At 64.9% G+C, this 22,484-nt stretch carries 17 protein-coding genes and 3 pseudogenes; 7 read left to right on the top strand and 13 right to left on the bottom strand.

Features of this window, described 5'->3' with window-relative positions; translation table 11 throughout:
• Positions 1 to 277: 277 nt before the first annotated feature.
• Positions 278 to 763, top strand: coding sequence for a DUF421 domain-containing protein (locus tag BMZ25_RS12695; RefSeq protein WP_092694170.1), 486 nt, complete (start codon positions 278 to 280; stop codon positions 761 to 763).
• Positions 764 to 813: 50 nt separating this feature from the next.
• Here BMZ25_RS12695 and BMZ25_RS12690 read toward each other — a convergent pair whose 3' ends face one another.
• On the bottom strand, positions 814 to 2,292 hold the full coding sequence (locus BMZ25_RS12690) for an MDR family MFS transporter (protein ID WP_092694168.1): 1,479 nt from the start codon (positions 2,290 to 2,292) through the stop codon (positions 814 to 816).
• A gap of 166 nt (positions 2,293 to 2,458) precedes the next feature.
• Positions 2,459 to 3,472, bottom strand: a complete 1,014-nt coding sequence (locus BMZ25_RS12685; RefSeq protein ID WP_092694166.1) for an Ldh family oxidoreductase — start codon at positions 3,470 to 3,472, stop codon at positions 2,459 to 2,461.
• Positions 3,473 to 3,641: 169 nt separating this feature from the next.
• Here BMZ25_RS12685 and BMZ25_RS12680 point away from each other — a divergent pair, with 169 nt between their 5' ends.
• Positions 3,642 to 5,369: a sigma-54-dependent Fis family transcriptional regulator gene (locus BMZ25_RS12680; protein WP_092694164.1), complete on the top strand. Its 1,728-nt coding sequence runs from the start codon at positions 3,642 to 3,644 to the stop codon at positions 5,367 to 5,369.
• A gap of 141 nt (positions 5,370 to 5,510) precedes the next feature.
• Positions 5,511 to 7,310 carry a flavin-containing monooxygenase gene (locus BMZ25_RS12675; RefSeq protein ID WP_092694162.1) on the top strand — a complete coding sequence of 600 codons (1,800 nt, stop codon included), beginning with the start codon at positions 5,511 to 5,513 and terminating at the stop codon, positions 7,308 to 7,310.
• Here BMZ25_RS12675 and BMZ25_RS21395 read toward each other — a convergent pair.
• Together BMZ25_RS21395 and BMZ25_RS12665 are read right to left on the bottom strand one after the other, a co-directional pair.
• Positions 7,243 to 7,986, bottom strand: a pseudogene (locus tag BMZ25_RS21395) (integrase core domain-containing protein); the annotation flags it as partial. The gene BMZ25_RS12675 and the pseudogene BMZ25_RS21395 overlap by 68 nt on opposite strands.
• A 40-nt stretch (positions 7,987 to 8,026) precedes the next feature.
• Entirely contained in the window at positions 8,027 to 10,198 is a 2,172-nt protein-coding gene (locus BMZ25_RS12665) for a methyl-accepting chemotaxis protein (RefSeq protein ID WP_092694160.1), read from the bottom strand.
• Positions 10,199 to 10,298: 100 nt separating this feature from the next.
• On the opposite strand from BMZ25_RS12665, the pseudogene BMZ25_RS12660 reads away from it, so the two are divergent.
• Positions 10,299 to 10,867, top strand: a pseudogene (locus tag BMZ25_RS12660) (transposase); the annotation flags it as partial.
• Between the two features lie 209 nt (positions 10,868 to 11,076).
• Here BMZ25_RS12660 and BMZ25_RS12655 read toward each other — a convergent pair.
• The 8 genes from BMZ25_RS12655 to BMZ25_RS12625 form a co-directional block, all read right to left on the bottom strand.
• Positions 11,077 to 11,904 (bottom strand): cobalamin B12-binding domain-containing protein, encoded by an 828-nt coding sequence (locus BMZ25_RS12655; protein ID WP_092694158.1) that lies wholly within the window; start codon positions 11,902 to 11,904, stop codon positions 11,077 to 11,079.
• A gap of 459 nt (positions 11,905 to 12,363) precedes the next feature.
• The gene (locus BMZ25_RS21065) at positions 12,364 to 12,855 is read right to left on the bottom strand and encodes a transposase (protein ID WP_218142538.1); all 492 of its coding nucleotides are present in this window, start codon (positions 12,853 to 12,855) and stop codon (positions 12,364 to 12,366) included.
• A 92-nt stretch (positions 12,856 to 12,947) separates the two neighbouring features.
• Positions 12,948 to 13,448: an IS110 family transposase gene (locus tag BMZ25_RS21060; protein WP_218142537.1), complete on the bottom strand. Its 501-nt coding sequence runs from the start codon at positions 13,446 to 13,448 to the stop codon at positions 12,948 to 12,950.
• A gap of 277 nt (positions 13,449 to 13,725) precedes the next feature.
• Positions 13,726 to 14,538 carry a phosphatidylinositol-specific phospholipase C/glycerophosphodiester phosphodiesterase family protein gene (locus BMZ25_RS12645; protein WP_218142536.1) on the bottom strand — a complete coding sequence of 271 codons (813 nt, stop codon included), beginning with the start codon at positions 14,536 to 14,538 and terminating at the stop codon, positions 13,726 to 13,728.
• 95 nt (positions 14,539 to 14,633) lie between these two features.
• Positions 14,634 to 15,431 carry an inositol monophosphatase family protein gene (locus BMZ25_RS12640; protein ID WP_092694155.1) on the bottom strand — a complete coding sequence of 266 codons (798 nt, stop codon included), beginning with the start codon at positions 15,429 to 15,431 and terminating at the stop codon, positions 14,634 to 14,636.
• A 9-nt stretch (positions 15,432 to 15,440) separates the two neighbouring features.
• Positions 15,441 to 16,496 carry an ABC transporter ATP-binding protein gene (locus BMZ25_RS12635; protein WP_092694153.1) on the bottom strand — a complete coding sequence of 352 codons (1,056 nt, stop codon included), beginning with the start codon at positions 16,494 to 16,496 and terminating at the stop codon, positions 15,441 to 15,443.
• Positions 16,493 to 18,709 carry an ABC transporter permease gene (locus BMZ25_RS12630; protein ID WP_177190460.1) on the bottom strand — a complete coding sequence of 739 codons (2,217 nt, stop codon included), beginning with the start codon at positions 18,707 to 18,709 and terminating at the stop codon, positions 16,493 to 16,495. Before BMZ25_RS12630 ends, BMZ25_RS12635 begins: the two co-directional genes overlap by 4 nt.
• Before the next feature lie 35 nt (positions 18,710 to 18,744).
• Positions 18,745 to 19,767: an ABC transporter substrate-binding protein gene (locus BMZ25_RS12625; protein ID WP_092694151.1), complete on the bottom strand. Its 1,023-nt coding sequence runs from the start codon at positions 19,765 to 19,767 to the stop codon at positions 18,745 to 18,747.
• A gap of 183 nt (positions 19,768 to 19,950) precedes the next feature.
• Here BMZ25_RS12625 and BMZ25_RS12620 point away from each other — a divergent pair, with 183 nt between their 5' ends.
• From BMZ25_RS12620 to BMZ25_RS12610, 3 genes and pseudogenes are all read left to right on the top strand, one after another.
• Entirely contained in the window at positions 19,951 to 20,958 is a 1,008-nt protein-coding gene (locus BMZ25_RS12620) for a LacI family DNA-binding transcriptional regulator (protein ID WP_092694149.1), read from the top strand.
• A gap of 282 nt (positions 20,959 to 21,240) precedes the next feature.
• The gene (locus BMZ25_RS12615) at positions 21,241 to 21,678 is read left to right on the top strand and encodes a hypothetical protein (RefSeq protein WP_092694147.1); all 438 of its coding nucleotides are present in this window, start codon (positions 21,241 to 21,243) and stop codon (positions 21,676 to 21,678) included.
• Positions 21,679 to 21,857: 179 nt separating this feature from the next.
• Positions 21,858 to 22,208, top strand: a pseudogene (locus BMZ25_RS12610) (helix-turn-helix domain-containing protein); the annotation flags it as partial.
• A gap of 45 nt (positions 22,209 to 22,253) precedes the next feature.
• Here BMZ25_RS12610 and BMZ25_RS12605 read toward each other — a convergent pair.
• Positions 22,254 to 22,484: integrase core domain-containing protein (locus tag BMZ25_RS12605; RefSeq protein ID WP_235859827.1), on the bottom strand; the 231-nt coding region annotated here is incomplete at its 5' end.

Raw genomic sequence — 22,484 nt, 5'->3', positions numbered from 1 at the left:
TTAGGCATTGGATTGCATAAGCAAAAACGTGTCGAAGCGTCACAATCGGCACCTTCGGTGACTCTATAGCGGACCGCGGCAACCCTTTGAAATCCGAGGCCCGGGAAACCCCGGCCGGCCGGACGCCGTTCCGAGCCGGCATGAGGCCGGCATCCTCGGCTGGAACACCGCCACCCGAACCGCAACGTCTTCGCTGGAACTGATCGCCGCCTTTCGGGGCTGGGCGCGGAGCCCGACGCCCACTTGAGGGCCTCGGGCCGCAACCGGGGAGATGCGCATGAACTGGGCCGAGATGTTCTTTCAGAGTTGGAGCGGCATCGCCCGCACGCTCATCGTCGGGACGATCGCCTATGCGTTTCTCGTCGTGTCGCTCCGGGTGTCGGGGAAACGGACGCTGGCCAAGCTCAACGCCTTCGACCTCATCGTCACGGTGGCGCTCGGCTCGACCCTGGCTTCGATCCTGCTGAGCGAAGGGATCGCGCTGGCCGAGGGGATGACGGCGCTCGTCCTGCTGATCGTGTTGCAATACCTCGTCACGACCCTGTCGGTGCGCTCGAAGAGGTTCGCCGGCTTCGTGCGTTCCGAGCCGACGCTCCTCTTGCGTGACGGCACGCCGCTGCACGGCGCCATGCGGAAAGCGCGTGTCACGCAAGCCGAGCTGGAGACGATCGCGCGAACCGAAGGGCATGGCGGGATCGAGGGGCTCTCGGCGGTGATCCTGGAATCGGACGGCTCGTTCTCGGTTATCGACGGGACACGGTAGAACCGGCGGGCGCGTTCCCGCCCGGCGCGCACCACGGTCGTGGCCACGACCTAGGGGCGCATGTCCGGCGGACGTCGCACGAAGAAGCTCGCAGCGATGAGGCAAAGCGAAACCACTGCGCCGGTGATGAACCCGGCCGTGACGCCGGCGGCCATGGCGTCCGGCGACGACGCGCCGGCGGCGCTGGAGGCGGCCGTGCGCAGCGACATCACCGAGACGAAGAGCGCGATCCCGGCGGCACCGCAGACCTGCTGGATCGTTCCGATCACCGCCGAGCCATAGGGATTGAGGTCCTTGGGCAGTGAGCCGAGGCTCGACGTGAACAGCGGCGTGAACAGGAACGCCAGGCCGAACGAGAGGATCATGTGCGAGGCCAGCACCTGCCAGACGTCGGTCTCCCGTCCCAGCAGGGTCATGCTCCACAGGCCCGCCGACACCAGGACGGAGCCCGGAATGACCAGTCTGCGGGCGCCGAACCGGTCGAAGAGACGGCCGACCAGCGGCGCCATCAGCCCCATCGCAACACCGCCGGGAAGGAGCAGCAGCCCCGATTGCAGCGGCGCGAGTCCCAGCACATTCTGCATGTAGATCGGCAGCAGAACGATCATGCCGAAGAGCGACATCATGCACAGCCCCATCATCGCCGCGGAGACGGCGAAGACGCGGGTACGGAATGTCCTGAGGTCGAGAAGTGCGCGCCCCTGTGGCGCGAGCCTGATCTGCCGGGCGAAGAAGACCGCGAGCACGGCAAGGCCGGTGACCAGCGGCAGCCAGACCGGAACGGCCGGCTCCACGTCGCCATGGCGCTCACCGATCGTCGAGAGACCGTAGACGAGCGCGCCGAACCCGATGGCCGACAGCGGCACCGAGGGGATGTCGAGCGGCGTCCTGCGCGGCTCGCCAACGTTCTGCAGATACGCATGGCCCAGCGCCAGCGCCCCGAGGCCGATGGGAAGGACCAGCCAGAACATCCAGCGCCACTCGAGGTAGCTCAGAATGATGCCCGAGATCGTCGGTCCGATTGCGGGTGCCACCGAGATCACGATCGAGATGTTACCCATCGTGCGGCCGCGGCGTTCCGGTGGGACGAGGTTGATCGTCGTGGTCATCAGGAGCGGCATCATGATCGCGGTGCCGCAGGCCTGCACGATCCGGCCGAAGACCAGCGGGCCGAGGCCGGGCGACAGGGCGCAGATCACCGTGCCGAGGCTGAAGATGCTCATCGCCATCAGGAACACGGTCCGGGTCGAGAGCCGCCGGAGGAGGTAACCCGTGACGGGAATGACGACGGCCATCGTCAGCAGGAACGCGGTGGTGAGCCATTGCGCGGCGGCGGCCGTGACGTTCAGGTCGGTCATCAGGTGCGGCAGCGCCACCGACATGATCGTCTCGTTGAGGATCACCGTAAAGGCCGACACCAGGAGCAACCCGATGACGAGCCGATCCCGCCGCCCCGTGTCCTCTTGCGGCGCCGCTTCGGAGACGGGCGCGGACGAGGACGGCGCCGCGGCCCCGAATGTATCTGGCATGGGAAATCTCAATGGCTTGGTGCGCACCGCAGCAATGCCGCCGGCGCCGTGATCGGACGATTGACCTTCAGATAGGCTCGCGCTTCGCCGCACGCCATGGCGAAAGTCGCACGGGATGGCGGCCATGCCGTCTCGGCAAAGCGGCGGCGCATCCTTTTGCAGGAACCTATCCCCCCATGTCCGCCCGCGCGCGAAGCTCGGCCAGCAGGTCCGACGAGATCAGCAGGCCGTCCCTGTCAGAACGATCGCGCGCCTCGCGCCGGCGGACGGACGGCAGCCGTGCGCCCTGCCCCGCGATCCCCTCGAAGAGCCGCTCGGCGGTCGCGAACGAGACGCCGAAGCGATCGGGGTCGATGGCGACCACCAGTTCGCCGTGGAGGATGCCTTTCTCGTCCGAGCTGTTCGGTTCCGCCGTCTGGCTGCTCAGCAGATCCCCGATCAGTGGCCCGGCCAACAGTTCGACCATGGTCGAGATCGCCGACCCCTTGTGCTCTCCAAAGGGCAGCAGGGCCCCGGACAGGGCGCTCTTGCCATCCGTCGTCGGGGCGCCGGCGGCGTCGATCGCCCAGCCTTCCGGCAGGCTCTCGCCGCGCCGCGCGCGAAGCTCGACCTCGCCGCGCGCGACCGCGCTCGTCGCGAAGTCGAACGTGTAGGGATCGCCGCCGGGACGCGGCCAGGAAAACGCGATCGGGTTCGTCCCGAGCAGCGGCTCGGTGCCGCCGAATGGCGCGACATAGGGATGGGTGGGCGTCATCGCCAGCGCCACCAGGCCTCGCTCGGACAGCTGTTCGACCTCCCACCAGAGGGCCGAAAAATGGTGGCAGTTGCGGATTGCCAGCGCCGCAAGGCCGGTGGTGCGCACCTTTTCGGCCAGGCTCTCGGCCCCCAGATCGAACCCCAGCAACGAATTGCCGCCATGCGCGTCTATTCCGACCACGCCGGGGCCCTCGTCTCTCAGGCTCGGTTCGGCGACCGGGTCGACCAGCCCCGCCTCGGCCACGGTGCTGCAGGCGATCAACCGGTAGAGACCGTGGGAGTGACATTCCTGCGCCTGCGCCTCGACCATGTTCCGCGTCATGGCCCGCCGGTGGGCGGTCGAGAAGCCGGCCTTCCTCAGCGCTGTTTCCGCGATCTCGACCGCGCGCTCGCGCGGAATGCGTTCATACCCGTCACTGGTCATTTCGGCCTCTCTTCAGAACACGGCCGGACCCTAGTCAGGCTCCGGGAGCCGTGCAACGCGACGCCCCCGCAGCATTGCGCGGGTGATCCCGAGGGCCGGACGCAGTCAGGCTGCCGCACAGGCCCGAGATCTGTTAGGCTCCCCCATGCACAAGCCGAGGGAGGACGGCATGGGCGATGGCGATCATGTTCGGGAGATCGAGACTGTCCTGAACGGAGGCGAGACGGGACGCGACAGCGTCGTGACCGAAAGCTGGCGGCGCTGCGTGGACAGCTACGGGCTGGATCCCGCACGGCACGAGCCCGCACATATCGTGACCGAGGCAGAGCTCAGGCAGCATCGCGAACGGTCGGAACGGCTGATCGCGACGGCGCGGTCGGGGTTGCAGGCGCTTTTCCGCCAGGTGGCCGGGCAGCGCTACGTCGTCATGCTGGCAGACGCCAAGGGCGTCTGCGTGGACTATTTCGGTGACCCGCGGTTCGAGGACGACCTGCGCCGCGCGGGTCTGTATCTCGGCTCGGACTGGTCCGAGCAGCTTGCCGGGACCTGCGCGGTCGGGTCCTGCCTCGTGGCGGGCCAGGCCGTCACCATACATCAGAGCGACCACTTCGGGCTGGCGCATACGCCGCTGTCCTGCACCGCCGCGCCAATCTATGACAGCCGCGGCGAATTGACCGCGGTGCTCGACATCTCGCTCCTCCGCTCTCCCGGTCCGAAACCGAGCCAGAACCTCGCCATGTCGCTGGTGCGGGCCTCGGCCCGGCGGGTCGAGATGGCGAACCTCATGGCGACGACGCGGCGCGACTGGGTCCTGCGGTTCTCGACGAGCCCCGACTTCCTCGAGGTGGACCCCGATGCCGCGGTGGCGCTCGACGGGAGCGGGTGTATCGTCGGGCTGACGCGCGGGGCGTCCGAAGCGCTCGGACCGGACTCGCCTCTCCTGGGAGAGCGGGTCGACACCGTGTTCGACCTTTCGCTCGACGACCTGCCCGACCTCATGCGCGGCCGGCCGACGGAGGACCGGGTTCTGCACCTGCGCGACGGGCGGCGGATGTTCGGCCACGCAATCGCACCGAACACGCCGCGGGCGCCGGTCCGCCGGTCGGCCGAGACGCGTGGCGGGGCCTTCGCCGGTCTTTCGGGCGGCGACCCGGCGCTCGACCGCATCCTCGAGCGGGCGGAACGGCTTGCAGGCTCGGGCATCCCCCTGCTGATCCGGGGCGAGACCGGCACCGGGAAGGAACGGCTCGCCCGCGCCATTCACGTGGCCGGACCCGCCAGCCGCGCCTTCGTCACGTTGCGGGGCGCGGGGCTCACCCCGGCGCGGCTGGACGAGGCGCTTGCCGCCACGACGGGACCGGCAACGCTGTTCCTGCGCGGGATCGAGGATCTGTCGGACACGGCGCAGGCCGCGTTGCTGACCACCTTCGACACCCGCGACGATCTCTTCACGATCGCCTCCACGCGGAGTGCGGACAGCCCCCAGCTGCGCACCGACCTGCATTTCCGCCTGGCGGGTGCGACGCTGACACTTCCGCCGCTCCGCTTGCGGCGGGACGTGGACTGGCTGATCGACCGGCTCCTGCGGCGGATCGGGACGGACCTGCGTCTGTCTCCGGCCGCGAGGGCCGAACTCGCTGGGAGGGCCTGGCCGGGAAACATCCGCGAATTGCAGAGCACGCTCGCCACCGCGGTCGCCCTGGCCGAAGGCGCGGTGATCGACTTGCCCGATCTCGTCGAGACGCCGGACGGGAGGGAGCCCACCCCGAACGACGACCTCGAGGCGATGCTGGATGCCTGCGGCTGGAACATGGCGCGGGCGGCGCGACGGCTCGGCGTGAACCGCTCCACCGTGATGCGCCGGGCGCGCCGGGCGGGTCTCAGCCCGAAGTGCTGATCCGTTGCACGGGCGTTGCACGCGCAACGCCGGCGTGGCGCAGGGCGTTTTTCCGCACCCTTGGACGTGAAAACGCTAGCCCGGTCGCCGCTCTCCCTGCCACGCTCGACCCTGGAGGAATGGCATTCAGGGAGGATACCTATGCTCGACTCAACCGTGGCGGACCGCACCCAGGGCTTTCTCGATGATTTCGGCAAGGCGTTGGAGGACGGGAACATCGAAGCCGCAAAGGAGATGTTTCTGGAAGATTGCTACTGGCGCGACCTCGTAACCTTCACCTGGAACCTCAAGACGGTCGAGGGCAAGGAGCAGGTCGGCGACATGCTGAACCACCAGCTGTCCACCACCAAGCCGCGGAACTGGCGGCTCGCCGACGGCGAGGTCCCGACCGAGGAGGACGGCGTCACCACCGCCTGGATCCAGTTCGAGACCGACGTTGCCCGCGGCTATGGCCTGGTCCGGCTGAAGGACGATCGGATCTGGACGCTGCTGACCACCATGTCCGAACTCAAGGGGTTCGAAGAGGCCACCGGCTTCGACCGTCCGCTCGGCGCCCGGCACGGCGCGGCGAAGGACCGCCCGACATGGAAGGAAGAACGCGAACGGGAGTGGGCGGAGCTTGGCTATACCACCCAGCCCTATGTCGTGATCGTCGGCGGCGGCCAGGGCGGCATCGCTCTTGGCGCGCGGCTGCGGCAGCTTGGCGTCCCGTCGATCATCGTCGAGCGGAACGACCGGGCCGGCGACAGCTGGCGCAAGCGTTACAAGTCGCTCTGTCTGCACGACCCGGTCTGGTACGACCACCTGCCCTATATCAAGTTCCCCGAGAACTGGCCGGTCTTCGCGCCGAAGGACAAGATCGGCGACTGGCTCGAGATGTACACCAAGGTCATGGAGCTGAACTACTGGACGCGGACCACCGCCAAGTCCGCCGAGTTCGACGATGAGACGAAGCAATGGACCGTCGTCGTCGACCGCGACGGCGAAGAAGTCGTGCTGACGCCCAGGCACGTGGTGATGGCGACCGGCATGTCCGGCAAGAAGCGGATGCCCGACTTCCCCGGCATGGAAACCTTCAAGGGCGTGCAGCAACATTCCTCGGAGCATGATGGCCCCGACCAATGGTCCGGCAAGAAGGCCGTTGTGATCGGCTCGAACAACTCTGCCCACGACATCTGCGCGGCCCTGTGGGAACACGACGCCGACGTCACGATGGTCCAGCGGTCGTCCACCCATATCGTCCGCTCGGACAGCCTGATGGAGATCGGGCTGGGCGCGCTCTATTCCGAGGAGGCGGTGCGCTCGGGCATGACCACCGAGAAGGCCGACCTGATCTTCGCCTCGCTCCCCTACCGGATCATGCACGAGTTCCAGATCCCGCTCTACGAGCAGATGAAGGAACGGGATGCGGCATTCTACGAGGGGCTCGAGAAGGCGGGTTTCGATCTGGACTGGGGCGACGACGGATCGGGGCTCTTCATGAAGTACCTGCGCCGCGGCTCGGGCTATTACATCGACGTGGGTGCGAGCCAGCTGATCATCGACGGCGAGGTCAAGCTGAAGCGCGGCCAGGTGACCGAGGTGGTCGAGGACGGCGTCATCCTCGAAACCGGCGAGAAGCTCGAGGCCGACCTGATCGTCTATGCCACCGGCTACAACTCGATGAACGGCTGGGTGGCGGACCTCATGGGGCAGGAGATGGCCGACAAGGTGGGCAAGGTCTGGGGCCTCGGCTCTGACACAACAAAGGATCCCGGCCCCTGGGAGGGCGAGCAGCGCAACATGTGGAAGCCCACCCAGGCCGAGAACCTGTGGTTCCACGGCGGCAACCTGCACCAATCGCGGCACTACTCGCAGTACCTCGCCCTTCAGCTCAAGGCGCGGATGGAGGGTCTGCCGACCCCGGTCTACGGCCTGCAGAGCGTGCACCACCTGAGCTGACCGCCTGCACGCCAGCGGGAGGCGCAAGTGCCTGCGCCTTCCGCCGCCTGCGCGCACAGCTTGAGGCCTTGCGCCGTAGATCGGCTGAATGCCCCCGATTAGGGTGGCCCGAATGACCTGCCATTGAGCCTTCGTCTCGCGTAGTGGGGTGGGCGATTGCAGTGTTCAGTGTTCGCGCATGTTTGGCCCGTCCGGTAAGCCAAGGCTGAATGTGGCGTTCGGTGTTATGGTCGGCCGCCCAGGCCGCGATCGCGACTCGTGCGTGTGCCAAGGTGCGGAGCATGGTCTCGGTGAAGGTCTTATCGCGCATCCGATCTATGGAGCTTTCTACGAAGCCGTTCTGCATCTGCCTGCCCGGCGCGATGTAATGCCATTCGATCTTCTTCTCGGCGCACCATCGCAGGATCGCGCGACTGGTCAGGTCCGCGCCGTTGTCCGAGACAATGCTTCCCGGCTTTCCTCGCCCCTCGATCGAAATTGTCAGTTCCCGTGCGACGCGCCGCCCTGAAATCGCGATGTCCGAGATCGCTGCCAGGATTTGGGCCGTTGTCCCGACCGCCTCGCGCCGGGCCTTCCGCTGGCGCAGTGTCAGGCCTTTTTCGCGGTAGAGCCGATGGACCCGGTAGATCCCGGACGGCTGGCCCTCGCGGCGCGGCAGGACGAAAAGCCGCCGATAGGGGGTCCCGATTGGGTGCTTATTGACATCGGAACTCGCTTCAGGCCTCCGCTTCTCTGTCTGCAATGCGCTTGCTGGCCGCCGTCACTACGCGCTTCGGAGCTCTGCTCGACGGCGGGGCCAACACCGTGGCCTTACTTGCGGGAAGACGATGAATGTTGTGCGTTTTTGGGTGCGGCGCGTTTCCTGCTGCTTGAAAGAAGCTCACGAGATCGCGAAGGTTCGCTGTCCGCTCCGCCAGCTGGAGCGCGGCGGCAGAGCTTTCCTCGGCGATCGCGGCGGTGTGCTGTGTCGTCTGATCGATGTTGGTTACGGCCTCGGTCACCTCGACGATGCTTTTCGTCTGCTCGCGGCTCGCCGTTGAAATGTCGGAGATGCTTTCGACGACCGAGTCGACCGCGGCCACGATCTCACCGAGCGCCTTGCCGCTTTGGTTGATGAGGCTCGAGCCGTTGCCGACTTCTTTGCCGCTCTTTTCGATCAGCTCGTTGATTTCTCGGGCGGCTCCAGAGGCGCGCTGCGCCAGCGCCCTAACCTCGGAAGCGACGACCGCAAAGCCCTTGCCGGCGTCCCCCGCACGCGCCGCCTCGACCCCTGCGTTCAGGGCGAGCAGGTTTGTCTGGAAGGCGATCGAGTCGATGACCTCGATGATATTGCTGATCTCGGCAGAACTCTTCTCGATCCGCCCCATGGCGGCAATCGCGTCGTTGACGACGGCGCAACCGGTTTCTGCGTTCGAGAACGCGGTTTTGGCCGCGGTCGTCGCCGTGTCGGAATTGGCCGCCGTGCTCTTAACGTTTGCGGAGATTTCCTCCATCGCGGCCGAGATTTCCTCAAGCGTTCCCGCCTGGGTCTCGCCACGGGTAGCGAGATCCTTGGCGCTCGCGGCGATCCCGTCGGTTTCGTCTGCGATTGCGATGGACGCCTCGAGGATTCCGTTCACCAGCTCTTCCAACCGGACCATCGTCTCGTTGAACGAGGTTCTGAGCGACTCGAAATCGCCAGCCACGGACTCCGTCACGCGCGCCGACAGGTCACCGTGGGACAGCCTTGCCAGACCCGCAGAGATGGCCTCGACCGCACGCCTTCGCGGCGTGATGTCAGTGGCGTACTTCACTACCTTGTAGGGCTTGCCGCTCGGATCGAAGATTGGATTGTAGCTGGCCTGGATCCAGACCTCCCGTCCGCCCTTGCCGATCCTCTTGTATTCGGCCGTCTGGAACTCGCCGCGGCCGAGAGATTGCCAGAAGGCGCTGTACTCGGAGCTCTGCGCGAACTCGGTTTCAACGAACATTCTGTGATGCTGACCTTTGATCTCCCCCAGTGTGTAGCCGAGCGTCTGCAGGAAGTTGTCATTCGCGGTCCGGATCGTACCGTTGAGATCGAACTCGATGACCGCTTGGCTCTTCGAGATCGCTTCGAGCTGACCCGAAGCGTCGGCCGCCTTCAATTTGACCTCTGTTATGTCAGAGGCGAACTTGACCACCTTGATCGGCCTGCCGCTTGGGTCGAGGATCGGATTGTAGCTGGCCTGGATCCAGACCGGGCGGCCGCCCCGGCCCAGCCTCTTGAACTCACCGGAACGGAACCTGCCTGCGCGGAGGTCGCTCCAGAAGGTCACATAGTCCGAGCTTGCCGCATCGGACGGTTCAACGAACATCCGGTGATGCTGCCCTTGGAGCTCCGCGAGGGAGTAGTCCATCAGATCGAGAAAATTCTCGTTCGCGGTGAGGATCGTGCCATCGAGGTCGAACTCGATGACGGCCAAGCTCTTCGAGATCGCTTCGAGCTGACTCGCCGCCTCCGCGGCCCTCAGCTTCGCCGCGGTCACGTCGATCGCGAACTCAATGATCTTCACGACCTCTCCGCTCTTGTCGATGACCGGGTTGTAGGACGCTTCGATCCAGACGGTGCGCCCGTCCTTGCCGATGCGGGCGAACTCTCCTCTGACGAATTCGCCACGGGAGAGCTTCTGCCAGAAGTCTTTGTAGGCCGTGCTGATGGCGTGGGCCGGCTCCACGAACACGCGGTGGTGCTGACCCCTGATCTCGTCGATCGTATAGCCGAACGCGCGAAGGAAGTTCTCATTGGCATCAAGAATTGTACCGTCCAGGTCGAACGATATCATGGCCTGCACCTTCTCGAGCGCAGCATGAACCTCTAGCGCCTCCCGGACGGCGTCGCTGACCGATGATTTCGTGAAGAGTCGCATCGCTTGGCTTCCACATGTAATCCGTTTCGAGTGGTGACATGCACCATCACGATTAAGACTGTGTGTGCCTGAGCCGCTTTCCTGAGCATCGCGCGGAAGATCGAACACTGCTTACGGCACAGCACCGATGCTTGGCTGGCTGGTCGAGCGCAAGATCGCACCGCACATTCCGGTCTTCGACAAGTCTGGCCACAGCGATGGCATCTGGAGCCGGGCGGACTTCGCGTGGGATGCCAGGAAAAACCGATACATCTGCCCGGAAGGCCACGAAGTGAAGCAGTTCTGCCGGCACTATTCGGGTCCGTACCGCGGGCCGATCGGCAAGGGCGTCGCCACATACCGGTGCCTGAAACACACCTGCCAGGCCTGCCCCTCGAAGTCGCGTTGCTGCCCAACATGGACTTCCGGTCGATCACCCGGGAGGAACATGAAGATGCGCGGTAGGTCGCCCGCGACATAGCAAAGACGGACCAATACGTGATTTCGATGAAGCTGCGGAAGAAGGTCGAAATGCTGTTCGCGCACCTCAAGCACATCCTCGGCTTCGAAAGGCTCCGACTACGGGGACCATGCGGCGCGAACGGCGAATTTCTACTCGCCGCCACCGCCCAGAACCTCCGGAAACTGGCGAAGACCCTTCCCGCACCGCAGAAACCGCGAAACGCCTGACATAAAGGTCGCGCGCGTGTCTTTCAGGCACCCGATTTCTGCGGTTGCGACGGGGTGTTCTTCCACAGAATCCGCCCAGATCACCCGGTCACTTCGCACATGTCGCGGAGCGCGTAACGTCGCTCGCGGCCCGGAAACTTGTCCTTCCACGAAACACCCGACGCCTCGGTGCGGCCTCGTTGGACCGGACATTCTACGCACACGCGAGACTACGGCACATCGCCATTCATGTCGTAAAGCCGCTCAAGCTCCCCCATGGCGTCAGGCAATGTGGATGCCAGACCGTCCGGCATCATCCAGGCAACGGCTTCTCTCTCCACGTCGGCAATTCGACCCGAAACGAGAATGCGAAGGGAAGGCGCCTCCAATCGGAGACCGGTGACAAGCCGCGCCACGGCGCCCAAGCTTTCGTGGCGGGTCGCGGCGATGGCGAAGACATCGATGCTACTCTGCACGGCTTCCTTGATGAGGGCTTCGTTCGAGCAATCCATCCTTAGCCGGATGTCCCAGCCTTCGAGGCGCGCCACGTCGGCCGCCATCTGGGCGCCGAGCGTGTGCTGCTCGCCTTCCAGCGTCGCCACGATCGCGGCCCGGTCAGACGATTGCTGGTAGGCCTGCCGGCTCTTCACGAGGCGTTGCATCAGAGTATAAATGCGACTGGTGCCGATGGTGACCTCGCTGAAGCTCGCCGTATCTGCCTCCCAATATTCGCCGAGACGCCGCGCCGCCGGGACAAGGTGCTCGACGTAGATGTCTTCCACCGTCATGTCCGATTGGAGCAGATCGCGCATGACCTCGAATACCCCTTCGGGCGATGGCGAGATGAGCGCCTGGCAGAGGTCGTCGACCGCGATCGGGGAGCGCATTCCCGGTCCCTTCAGGGCTCCTGAAGCCCTCTGCGAAATGCGTGTTATGACTTCTCGCGCCAGAGCTTGGATGTCGGGCTCCGGCAGCTTGCTCCGGAGCAGCTCGAACGCTGCGTCGGATTCAGTGAGTGCCTCCTTGTCGATCCGTTCCGTAACGAGTGTATCCGGCACCACGGTCTCCTCCCCGTCGTTTAGACAACATTGCCCCGAACGGTCCTTTCTGGCAACGGTAGCCAACAAGAGGGGGGATAGTCCGCTCAACCATGCGCGCCGCTCCCTATGCTGCGGTGTTCTTCGTGCCTTTGCATCTGGTGTGAACCCTTGTTCTGCTGACTGAGTCCAGCATGCTGGATGCCCACGCCACGGGCACCACGAAGGATTTATCCCGACGAGGTTTCACTCGGCCCTCAATTGCGGCTCCTCGTCAAGCCTGTTTGCAGTCCGTGCCGGGGTCATGGTCCTTTTCGAGTTCATGGCCTCATGATGATGTTCGGGTCGGGTGCCTTCAGCGTATGGAGCGCGGGTGCCTTGGGGCCCGCAGCCGGTTCAACGAGGTCACCGCAACCACCGTCCCGGCGGGACATCACAGGTCTGGTGTCAGCCTGCGATCTCAGGGCGGGCCGGTGTCAGTTACGCTGGTCCCGCGGTCCCCCACTCGAAGACCGTCCCGTCGACCCAGATGCAATGAAGGATCACGGCCATCTTCCTGGCGACGGCGACCTGCGCCTTTTTCATGCCGTTGCGCTTGGCAAGGCGAAGACTCCATGCCTTCAGCGCATACCATCTCTTTGTCCGGTGCAGCAGCACGCTGGCCGCCTCGAACAGATAGGTCCGCAGCAGCCGGTCGCCCCATCGCGACACTCGGCCGTTCGTATCGGTTACGCCGGACTGCTTTCGACGTGGGGTCAGGCCGAGATAGGCGCCGACCGTCGCCGCATTGGCGAAGCGAGAGGGGTCGTCGATCGTGTGGCGGAAGGTGAGCGCCGTCACCGCGCCGACCCCCGGCACGCGCATCAGCCGACGGGTGGTGTCGTCTTCCCTGGCGAGTTGGCGAACCCTGCGGTCGAGTCCCTCCAGCTCGCTACGGACATGCGCATGGACCGAAAGCAGCGGCAGTAGCACCGGTCACAAGATATGTCTCTCGCCAGACAGCTATTACATCCGGCGCCGGAACTGCCCCCCGATCGAGCGAGGAAAGATCATGCCGTACTCCTTCAACATCGCGCGCACCTGATTTTCGTGGTCTCCCCGGAACCGTACCAGACGCGACCGGCGATCAGAAGCGAACGGGCTTGCTGACTGGCTTCGCTCTTCGCCGCGACATCGCGATACCCGCCGATCCGAACCAGTTCAGCCAGCCCGCGCGGGTCATTCTCGTCGCTCTTGTTCATCCGCACCGAGAGCGCGGCATGTGCGTGACGGGCATCGATGCAGACCACCGGCAAGCCGACCCGCCGGAGCTCGTGCCATAGCCAACTGGACATGGCGCGGGTCTCGAAGCCGATGCGTTCGGCATCGGGTGCTCTCTTGTCCAACAGCTTCGCCAGGGCACCGGGGTCGGATGCCACGCGACCCTGCCAGACGGGACGACCGGTCTCATCAACGACACAAACAGACGTCTCCCTCTGCGATACGTCCAGTCCGACATACTGGTTGCTTGCGGTATCCTCGATTGGGGGTGTAATCCCGTCTATGGTGGCGATGCCGCTGATCATGTGAAGCGCCGGCAGCAATTACGTCATCGTGCCCACACCGTTACCCTGTTCGACCGAAGCTCAACTCGTTGCTTGATTGGAGACTTTGAGGATCTTAGCGGGTCACGATCGCCGTCGACCGTGACCCGAAGGCATTAGCTCTCTGTGTTCAATGGCTTGAGCGCGGTTCGCCTGGGTCGCAGTTGCGTGCCGGTTCACACACCAGCGGTGAGCTGCACCGAAAAGACCGATCAAGTGCGCCTGGAATGGCCGCCGGACGCGCCGGCAGCCATGGCGACTATTCGGCTTGGAGGAAATCCTGGAGACCGCTCAGATCATCCGTATTGATGAGATCGACACCGGCTTCGTCCAGCACAGTCCAGATCGCCTCGCGGGCAGGTCCGGCTTCATCAGGCGTCGCCCAAAAGCGGATTTCCCATCCCTTGTCATGCGCGGTGGAGACGATCTCGGTCAGCCTGTCACGTTGCTCTTCTGGCATCTCCCCTTCACCGGTCCAGTCGAAGACGTTGGTCCAGTTGTCGCTCAGCAGCGGCATGAAGGATGCGGGCGTGTCACTTTCCAGATCACTCATTCGCCCGTCATAGCCGGCATAGCGGACGTCTTGTTCTTGCATCATGTCGCGCGGGCGGTTTCCCGATATCACGGCGGTCACCGCGCCCGGCTCGACCTCTTCGCCCTCGAAAACAGTCAGGATATCCGAATACTCGGCGAGCACGTCCGACAGAACCTGGTAAGTCTCTGGGCCATCGGACTTGATGTCGATTAGAAGCGTGATCGGGTCCTGCTGTCCACTGGCATAGATCATGCCATCATGCTCCTCGGCGCGGGCCCGCAGCGGATCGAGATAAAGACTCGCGAGGGTTCGCCCCGCCTCCACCTCGTTCGCATCATGCGCAACCAGCAGTTCCCCGTCGACGAGCCAGATATCAGCCTCCACACCAGTGAAGCCGTGCGAGAGCGCATCGAGAAGCGGACGATCGTGTTCATAATCGTTGTGCGCATGGGCCTTAGGCAGAGGCTGCACACCATCGGCTGCCCAAAGGGCGGTTGCCGCAAGGGACGCGGTCAAGGTCGTAACTATCTTCAGCATGTCATCCTCCATCTTGCTGATCCGAAACTAAAACGACTGGCTCCACCGCCGGCTCGGCAACGACCTCCGATAGCGAAGCGTCATGAATTGTGGCCTCAGCGAACTCCCCAAACCGTGTCGTCATCCAGCCGTGTAAGCCGCAGGACGTCGTCGTAGGCCGCCGGGCACGCCCCGAGCACAGGTCCGGCTTTCGTCAGGCTCTGGAAGGGTAGGACCTGCCCCCCGGCCGCCTCGATCAAGCAATAGCCTGCCATGCAATCCCAGGCGCTCATGCTGGGTTCGGCGTAACCGACGAGGCGGCCGGCGGCGACCCAGGCCAGCATCAGGGCGCCCGACCCGTACCGCGTCCAGCTCGCACCCGCCGCCATGAGCTCGGCGAGCATCTCGCCCACGCGGGCGGACGGCACCCGATCGTTCGCGCCGATCCCCAGCAGACCGGTCGAGAGATCGAACCGCTCCGTCACCCGGATCGCTTCACCGTTCAGCCAGGCCCCCTGCCCCCGCGCCGAAACGAAGGTCTCCTCCAGCATCGGCGCATGGATCACCCCGATGATCGGCCCCGTTTCGTCACACACGGCGATCGAGACGCACCACCCCGGCAAGCCGGCCAGGAACGGCGCGGTGCCGTCGATCGGGTCGATGACCCACGTCAGTCCGGATGTGCCCTCTCGCAAGCCGTGTTCCTCGCCAAGCTGTGCATCTGCGGCAAACTCCTGCGACAGGGTTTCGCGGATCAGTGTCTCCACCTCTCGGTCGGCTTCGCTGACCATGTCCTGAAGGGTGCGCTTTGCCTCGATCGTGAGAGTGTCGCGATGCTCGAAATACCGGCGCGCCAGGCCACCTGCGCGAGTGGCGACATCTTCGGCGACGGCAAGGCGGGAGATGAGATCCATGGACGTCCTTCAGGTGATCAGGGCAAGACCGCGGGAGCGGAATTCGACCGCGATGTCGCTGCCCTGCGGCATCGGCGTGTCGCTTTCTGCGACGATGGCGAAGAAACGGCCGAGATCCGTCTCGACCTCGTATTCCATATGATCGCCGAGATAGGCGGCCGACAGAACGCGGCCCGGTAGCTCGCCCCTGCCCGGCCGCAGGCGGATCGCGTTGGCCCGGACCGCTAGCTTGGCCGGCCCGGGCACGGCTTCCCGCGCCGGCACGGTCTGCTGCACCGCGCCGATCGCAACGGTCGCCGTTCCGTCCGACACCTGGGTCACCTCGCAGTCGATGACATTGGCCTCACCGATGAAGTCGGCGATGAACTCGGAGGCCGGTGCTTCGTAAAGCTCCCGCGGGGGGCCCGCCTGGGCCACTTGCCCCTCGAGCATCACGACGATCCTGTCGGAGACCGCCAGGGCCTCTTCCTGGTCATGGGTGACATAGACCGCGGTGAACCCGAGCCGTTGCTGCAACTCGCGGATCTCGGTGCGCACGCGGCGGCGCAGCCGGGCGTCGAGGTTGGAGAGCGGTTCGTCGAGCAGCAACACCTGCGGTTCCAGGACCAGTGCGCGCGCCACGGCGACCCGCTGCTGCTGCCCACCCGAGAGTTCCGAGGGAAGCCGGTCCGCCATGCCGCTCAGCCCGACCAGGTCCAGACCTTCCCGGGCCGCGGCTCTGGCCGGTCGGGACTTCATGCCGCCGGCTTCGAGACCGTAGGCCACGTTCTGTGCCACGCTCATGTGGGGAAAGAGCGCGTAGGACTGGAACACCATCGAGACGTCCCGGCGATTGGCAGGAAGCCGCGTCACATCCTCGCCACCGATCAGGATCTGGCCCTCCGTCGGCGCCTCCAGCCCCGCGAGCATTCTCAAGGTGGTGGTCTTGCCGCAGCCCGAGGGCCCGAGCAGCGTCACCAGTTCTCCCGGTGCGATGGTCAGGTTCAGATCGGGAATGGCGACGAACGCGCCGAACGCCTTGCGGATACCGCGGAACGCTACCGCGCCGCGCTGGGAAAAACTCATGCCGGGACCTCCTCAATTCTGCGCGCCGCCGCCCGTCGCGCATCCCCCTCGCCGCGGCGCAGACGACGGTCTCCGACAAGCAGCTGGAAGCCGCCGATAACAGAGATCATCACGACGATGAGGACCGAGGAATATGCGATCGCGACGCCGTAATCCCCGTTCTCCACCAGCCCCACGATGTAGGCGGTGGCCATGTTGTACTTGGCGCTGACCAGGAAGATCACCGCGGAAATGGATGTGACGGCCCGGACGAAGGAATACACCAGCGCGGCCAGGATCGCCGGCCGCAGGAGCGGCAGGATCACCTTGAACAGGGTCCGCGGGCTCGAGGCCCCCAATGTCAGCGACGCTTCGTCGAGGGAGCCATCAAGTTGCGACATGGCCGCGACCCCGCCCCGCACGCCGACCGGCATGTTCCGGAACACGAAACAGAAGATCAGAATCAGCGCCGTTCCCGTCATCTGGATCGGGGGCAGGTTGAACGCCATGATGTAGCTGATGCCGATCACCGTGCCCGGGATCGCGAAGCTCAGCATCAGGGCGAACTCGAACACCCCCCGTCCGGGAAACCGTTGACGAACGATCAGCCACGCCGTCAGCAGCCCGACCGCCGCCGTCAGCGGCGCGGCGATCAGTGCGATCTTCATCGTGGTCCAGAAGCTGTCCCAGGCGACACCGGTCCAGGCAAGCCCGTCGCCGAACGAAACAGAGAAGGCCCGGACATAGTGCGCGAGTGTCAAGGAGTGATCGAGCCCCCACACCTTCACGAAGCCCCCGAACAGGATCATGCCGTAGACGAAAAGCGTGAAGAGTGACCAGCCGGTGACAAGGGCGATGACCGGGGCCGCCACGCGCCGGGGAAGCAGCGCGTGCCGCCCGCCGTCGCCCTTGCCCGAGAGGGTCGCGAAATTGCGGCGCCCGAGCCAGAGCCGCTGCGCCAGGAAGGCCGATAACGTGAAGCACAGCAACACGGTTGCCAGGACAGCGGCGCGGGCAGGATCGTGCTGGGCGCCGACCACGGCAAAGAAGATTTCCGTCGAGAGCACGCCACCCGAGCCGCCGAGCACGAGAGGGTTCCCGAAATCCGCCATGGACTCGATGAAACCGATCAGGAAGGCATTGGCGAGGCCCGGGGCCATCAGGGGCAGCGAGACCTTCCGGAAGGTGCGCCAGCGTCCCGCACGCATGGTCTGGCTCGCCTCCTCCATCGAGGGGCTCACGCCCTCGACCACGCCGACGAGCACGAGAAAGGCGATGGGCGTAAAGCTCAGCATCTGCGCGATCCAGATGCCCGTCAGCCCGTAGAGCCACCGCCCGGGGTCCCATCCGGTGACGTCGCCAATGAACTCGGTAACGAAGCCGGATCGGCCGAACATCAGGATCAGCGAGAGACCGATGACGAAGGGGGGCGTGATGATCGGAAGAACCGTCATCAGCCGCAGGCCCTTCTTGAACGGCATGCGCGTGCGGGTGGCCACCAGGGCGAAGGCAAGGCCCAGAAGGGTCGTCCCCGTGGCGGTACACAATGCCAAGAAGAAGGTGCGCCACGCCACGCCGCATCCGCCGGTTCCGACGACGCACCGAAGGCTCCAGATCTGCGGATCGCCGATGTTCTTCGCCACCCCTTCCGTGGTGAACGCTCCGCGGAAATCCTGGAAGGCGCCGGTGAACATCGACAGCAAGGGATAGAGTACGAAGGTCGCGACCAGTCCCACCAGCAAGGTGATGGCCGAGAGGACGAACACATCCCCCTTCAGCGCGCCGCGCTCGGCCAGGCCGAACGAGATCATCGCCAGGCAGCACAGTGCCAGACCGACCGCGCCGGCGCCGAAGGCTGGCTGTCCTGCGACCGGGCCGAAGAGGGTTTCCCAAAGGCTCCAGTTCCAGCCTCGCAGCCCAACCGCCAGGCCCTCGACGAGAAGCCAGACGAGCCCTGCGGCCCCGAGCGCCATGAGCCGGCCGCCCCGATCCGGCCCTGGCGCGCAGAGATGGCGCAGGAGGCCAACGGCAATCACCAGCGGCACGAACGGCCAGAGCCACCATTGTGCCGGCGAAAGCTGGGCCACCAGCGGCCAAAACAGGGGCTCCCCCGCCCAGTCCGAGAGCCAATCGAAGCCATAGAAGCCGCTTCTGATGTGATACCAGGGCAGCGCCGCACAGCAGAACAGCGCGGCCAGCAGCAGCAGATCCAGCCGCCGGTTCTCTCGGGTCATGGCTCGGTCCTCTCCGGGCGGGGGGTCGTCAGGCGTCAGTTGTTGGCGACGCCGCCCACTTCCTCGTCCCAGCGCGACAACAGGGCGCTTCGGCGCTCGGAACTGCCGAATTCCGCGAAGTCGTAATCGATGAGCTTGAGCTCACTGAGATCCGGTGCCGCTTCGGGAGCCGTGGCATTCGCGTTCGAGGGGATCTGGTACGAACCAGCTTCGGGCATCACCGATTGCACATCCGCGCCCAGGACCCAGTCATAGAACACCTTGGCGGCATCGGGGTTCTGGGCACCGGCGATCAGCGACATCGACCCGATCTCATAGCCGGTCCCCTCGCACGGGGCGACCACCTCGATCGGAAAGCCCTCCTCGGCTTGGGCGACAGCATCATGCATGAACACGATCCCCAGACCGGTCTCCCCCCGGGCGGCCGACTTGACCGGGGCCGAGCCGGATTTCGTGTACTGGCTGACATTGGCATCGAGTTTCTTGAGATACTCGAAGGCCTCGTCCTCTCCCATCAGCTGCACCAGGGTCGCAAGGGTCGTATAGGCCGTCCCGGAAGAGTTCGGATCGGCGATCTGGACCTCACCCTGCAAGGACGAATCCAGCAGATCCTCCCAGCATCTCGGAGGCTCGATCCCCTTCTCCTCGAAGATCTCCGTATTGTAGCCCCAGCCGAGCGCACCCGAATACACGCCGACGGTCCGATACTCCGAGGTCTCGGCCTGGGTCACCGCCCAGGGCTGCAGTTCTTCGAGCATCGGCGAGCGGTATTCGGCGGTAAGATCGTCGGCCGCGGCCTGGAGATGCGGATCGCCGGTCCCGCCCCACCAGACGTCGGTCTGCGGGTTGCGCGCCTCGGCGCGGACCTTGGCATACGCCTCTCCCGAGGACAGGCGCACCATGTTGATGTTCATGTCATGGGATGCCTCGAACTCCTGGACCAGGCGCTCGCAGATCGCCTGATCCGCCGAGCATATCAGGTTCAGCTCCTGTGCCGCTGCCGCTCCGGCGGCGAGCATTGCGGCGGCGCTCGCAAGCGCGACGGGTGTCTTGGTCATCGTGTCTCCTCCCTTGCAATTTTCAGGCATTGCACACCTGTGCAAACAAGTTTTCCAAGACAGAGCTTTCTGTCAACAGAAAAGCCGAAAATCGCCTCTCTCCTCGGTTCATGTAGGCATTGCGAGGATTGCAACCTTGTGCGTTATGGATAGGATGACCGAGCCAGGAGGCGGAGCGCCAAGATGACCATCCCCCGCAACGCGGTAAGCGCCAAAGATGTCGCCGAAGCGGCTGGCGTCTCCCGGGCCGCCGTCTCGCGCACCTTCACGCCGGGCGCCAGCGTCTCTCCCACGACTCGCGCCAAGGTGCTCGCAGCCGCCGAGCGGCTGGGATATCACGTCAACCACCTCGCCCGCGGCCTGATCACGGCCGAAAGCGGAATCGTCGCGCTCATCGTGGCCGAACTCGATACGCCGTTTCGCTCCCGCCTGCTGGCCGCCCTGACCGAGAAGCTGCAGGCCGATGGCAAGGTCGCCATGCTGATCAACACCGACCGGTCCGACGAGAGCGTCAAGGGTGCCCTGCGCCAGGCCATCTCCTACCGCACCGATGCCGCGGTGGTGCTTTCGGGCATGCCCGATCCGGCCTTGGGGGATCTGTGCATCCGCAACGGCTTGCGCCTCGTCCTGATCAATCGCGAGGAAGGCCGCCCCGGCGCGCTTCACATCCGGCTCAACGATGCCGCCTGTGGCGCGCAGGCGTTCGAGGCTCTGCGTCGGATCGGATGCGTCCGTCCCGCCGTGGCCACGTCACGATCCGCAACGACCAGCTTGCGACTGCGGGCGGAAGGTTTCGCCCACGCCGCGGAGGATGCCGGGCTGCCCGCGACCAGGGAAGCGATCGGGGTCACGTCCTATGCCGCGGGTCTCGACCTCGGAACGGCCCTGCTCTCGCGAAGTGAACCTCCCGACGGAATCTTCTGCACGACCGATCTATTGGCCTTCGGCGTTCTCGACGTCGCCCGCCAGCGCTTCGGGCGGCGCGTCCCGGAAGACCTGTCCGTCATAGGATTTGATGACGTCGCACAGGCAGGCTGGGACGCCTATCGTCTCACGACCTTCGCCCAGCCGGTCGATGAAATCTCCGAGTCGATCGTCTCCTGGCTGGACGGCAATGGCGCGGCGGACGATCTCGTCGAGCTCGACGCGCATCTCGTATGGCGCGACACGGTTTCAATGCCATCGCGGTAGGCCTAATGCCAACTGCGCTAGACTCCATCAATGATCAGAAAGCGCGTTATAGATCTTCGCCCATCCGCGACCTGGGCCGATATGCCCCCAACCGTCCGCACAATATCGATCAACGCAACGAGTGAGGTTCCGGTCGAATGAGGTGATGGTTCGGCGCCGATACGAACCTTTGGAAGCAGCACACCGGAAGCTTCTCGGACACGCCTTGGCACGGCGTCGGGGCACAATAGATCATCACTTCGTTAGAGCTGTGCGACCTGTTACCGGGAGATTTACTCTAGAGTGAGACTTGAACTGACGGTCCCGAAGGGCCTTCGCGGGAAGACCGAGCTCCTGGGAGCGCTGGATGCCGTGGAGGGAAGCGAAGATGCCAAGAGCTTGTTGCGCCCGATCTTGGAGATCGTGAGCCGCGCGATCTCAACAAGGATCCAGCAGGAGGTTTTCGACAACTTCGAGCGTTATGCGCAGAACAGGAACCTGCCCAGGCAAGACTTGGGAGATGTACGCATCGCGCTCGATCTGCCAGAGACGGGCCTCGAGGCGGCGCGCGGCGACTTCATAGAGATCGCAATGGCCGGATCTGAATGGATCTGGCAGACAGCGTCGGACGGGCGGGCCGCCGCAGTCTTCGAGGTTCTCTGTGACATCCTCGATGAGGGGCTCGCTCCGGTCGATCAGCAGACGCTGCTCGACGCCAACCTTGCAGACTTGGCGGGCTGAACTCATCTCATCGAAGCGGCGCGGCCTGTCGATCGGCACCCGACAACAACCCTGTCCGATCTGAGAACGGCGGTGAGAAAGTCGGCCACGGTAGCGGCGGGATGAGCCTGCTGCGGGCGGCGTAAGAGTCGGCCACCTTTGCCCTTTCTGGTGTCAGGGAGGGCGGGAGGATTTTCACCGTGGACTTGTATCGGAAGGTTCGGCTGGCCTGTTCGGAGGGCATGAGCCAGCGAGAGGCGGCGCGGCATTTCAACATCTCGCGCGACAGCGTCGCCAAGATTATGGCGTTCTCTGTTCCGCCCGGATACCGGCGGACGGCGCCCGTTAAGCGGCCGAAGCTCGATGCCTTCACCGGGATCATCGACGGCTGGCTGGACGGCGACCGCGAGCTCCATCGCAAGCAGCGGCACACGGCGAAGCGGGTGTTTGAGCGGCTCTGCGACGAGCACGGCTTCAGCGGCGGCTATACGATCGTGAAGGACTACATGCGTCAGCGCGAGCGGCGCGGCCGCGAGGTGTTCGTGCCATTGGTGGTCTGAGGTGCTCCCCATTTCTTGGACAGGAACTGGCGGTTTCTAAGCTACTCTCCGGGTCTCCTGGTCGGTTTGCATGATCGTCGTGCCGGTGCGGTAGACCATGTCCGGCGGCCGTCCGTGGAGGGCGGCGTGAGGCCGCCGGTGATTGTAGAAGTCGAACCAGGTCCGCAGCCCCGCGCGCGCCTGCGATCCTGTCTCCCAGGCGTGCAGGTAGACGCATTCGTATTTGAGGCTGCGCCAGAGCCGTTCGATGAAGATATTGTCGAGGAA

Origin of the sequence: Tranquillimonas rosea, from assembly GCF_900111315.1 — a bacterium.
In the GTDB taxonomy this organism is placed as follows: Bacteria; Pseudomonadota; Alphaproteobacteria; order Rhodobacterales; family Rhodobacteraceae; genus Tranquillimonas; species Tranquillimonas rosea.
The sequence above is the reverse complement of the archived record's forward strand: the minus strand, read 5'-3'. Positions and strand labels throughout refer to the sequence as shown.

What these genes read in the sequence shown, in the direction of transcription:
- BMZ25_RS12635 (WP_092694153.1), bottom strand. Translation starts at nt 16,496, where the DNA reads ATGAGTTTTTCCCAGCGCGGCGCGGTAGCGTTCCGCGGTATCCGCAAG.
- BMZ25_RS12640 (WP_092694155.1), bottom strand. Translation starts at nt 15,431, where the DNA reads ATGGATCTCATCTCCCGCCTTGCCGTCGCCGAAGATGTCGCCACTCGC.
- BMZ25_RS12675 (WP_092694162.1), top strand. Translation starts at nt 5,511, where the DNA reads ATGCTCGACTCAACCGTGGCGGACCGCACCCAGGGCTTTCTCGATGAT.
- BMZ25_RS12620 (WP_092694149.1), top strand. Translation starts at nt 19,951, where the DNA reads ATGACCATCCCCCGCAACGCGGTAAGCGCCAAAGATGTCGCCGAAGCG.
- BMZ25_RS21060 (WP_218142537.1), bottom strand. Translation starts at nt 13,448, where the DNA reads ATGATCAGCGGCATCGCCACCATAGACGGGATTACACCCCCAATCGAG.
- BMZ25_RS12625 (WP_092694151.1), bottom strand. Translation starts at nt 19,767, where the DNA reads ATGACCAAGACACCCGTCGCGCTTGCGAGCGCCGCCGCAATGCTCGCC.
- BMZ25_RS12665 (WP_092694160.1), bottom strand. Translation starts at nt 10,198, where the DNA reads ATGCGACTCTTCACGAAATCATCGGTCAGCGACGCCGTCCGGGAGGCG.
- BMZ25_RS12645 (WP_218142536.1), bottom strand. Translation starts at nt 14,538, where the DNA reads ATGCTGAAGATAGTTACGACCTTGACCGCGTCCCTTGCGGCAACCGCC.
- BMZ25_RS12630 (WP_177190460.1), bottom strand. Translation starts at nt 18,709, where the DNA reads ATGACCCGAGAGAACCGGCGGCTGGATCTGCTGCTGCTGGCCGCGCTG.
- BMZ25_RS12690 (WP_092694168.1), bottom strand. Translation starts at nt 2,292, where the DNA reads ATGCCAGATACATTCGGGGCCGCGGCGCCGTCCTCGTCCGCGCCCGTC.
- BMZ25_RS12695 (WP_092694170.1), top strand. Translation starts at nt 278, where the DNA reads ATGAACTGGGCCGAGATGTTCTTTCAGAGTTGGAGCGGCATCGCCCGC.
- BMZ25_RS12685 (WP_092694166.1), bottom strand. Translation starts at nt 3,472, where the DNA reads ATGACCAGTGACGGGTATGAACGCATTCCGCGCGAGCGCGCGGTCGAG.
- BMZ25_RS12680 (WP_092694164.1), top strand. Translation starts at nt 3,642, where the DNA reads ATGGGCGATGGCGATCATGTTCGGGAGATCGAGACTGTCCTGAACGGA.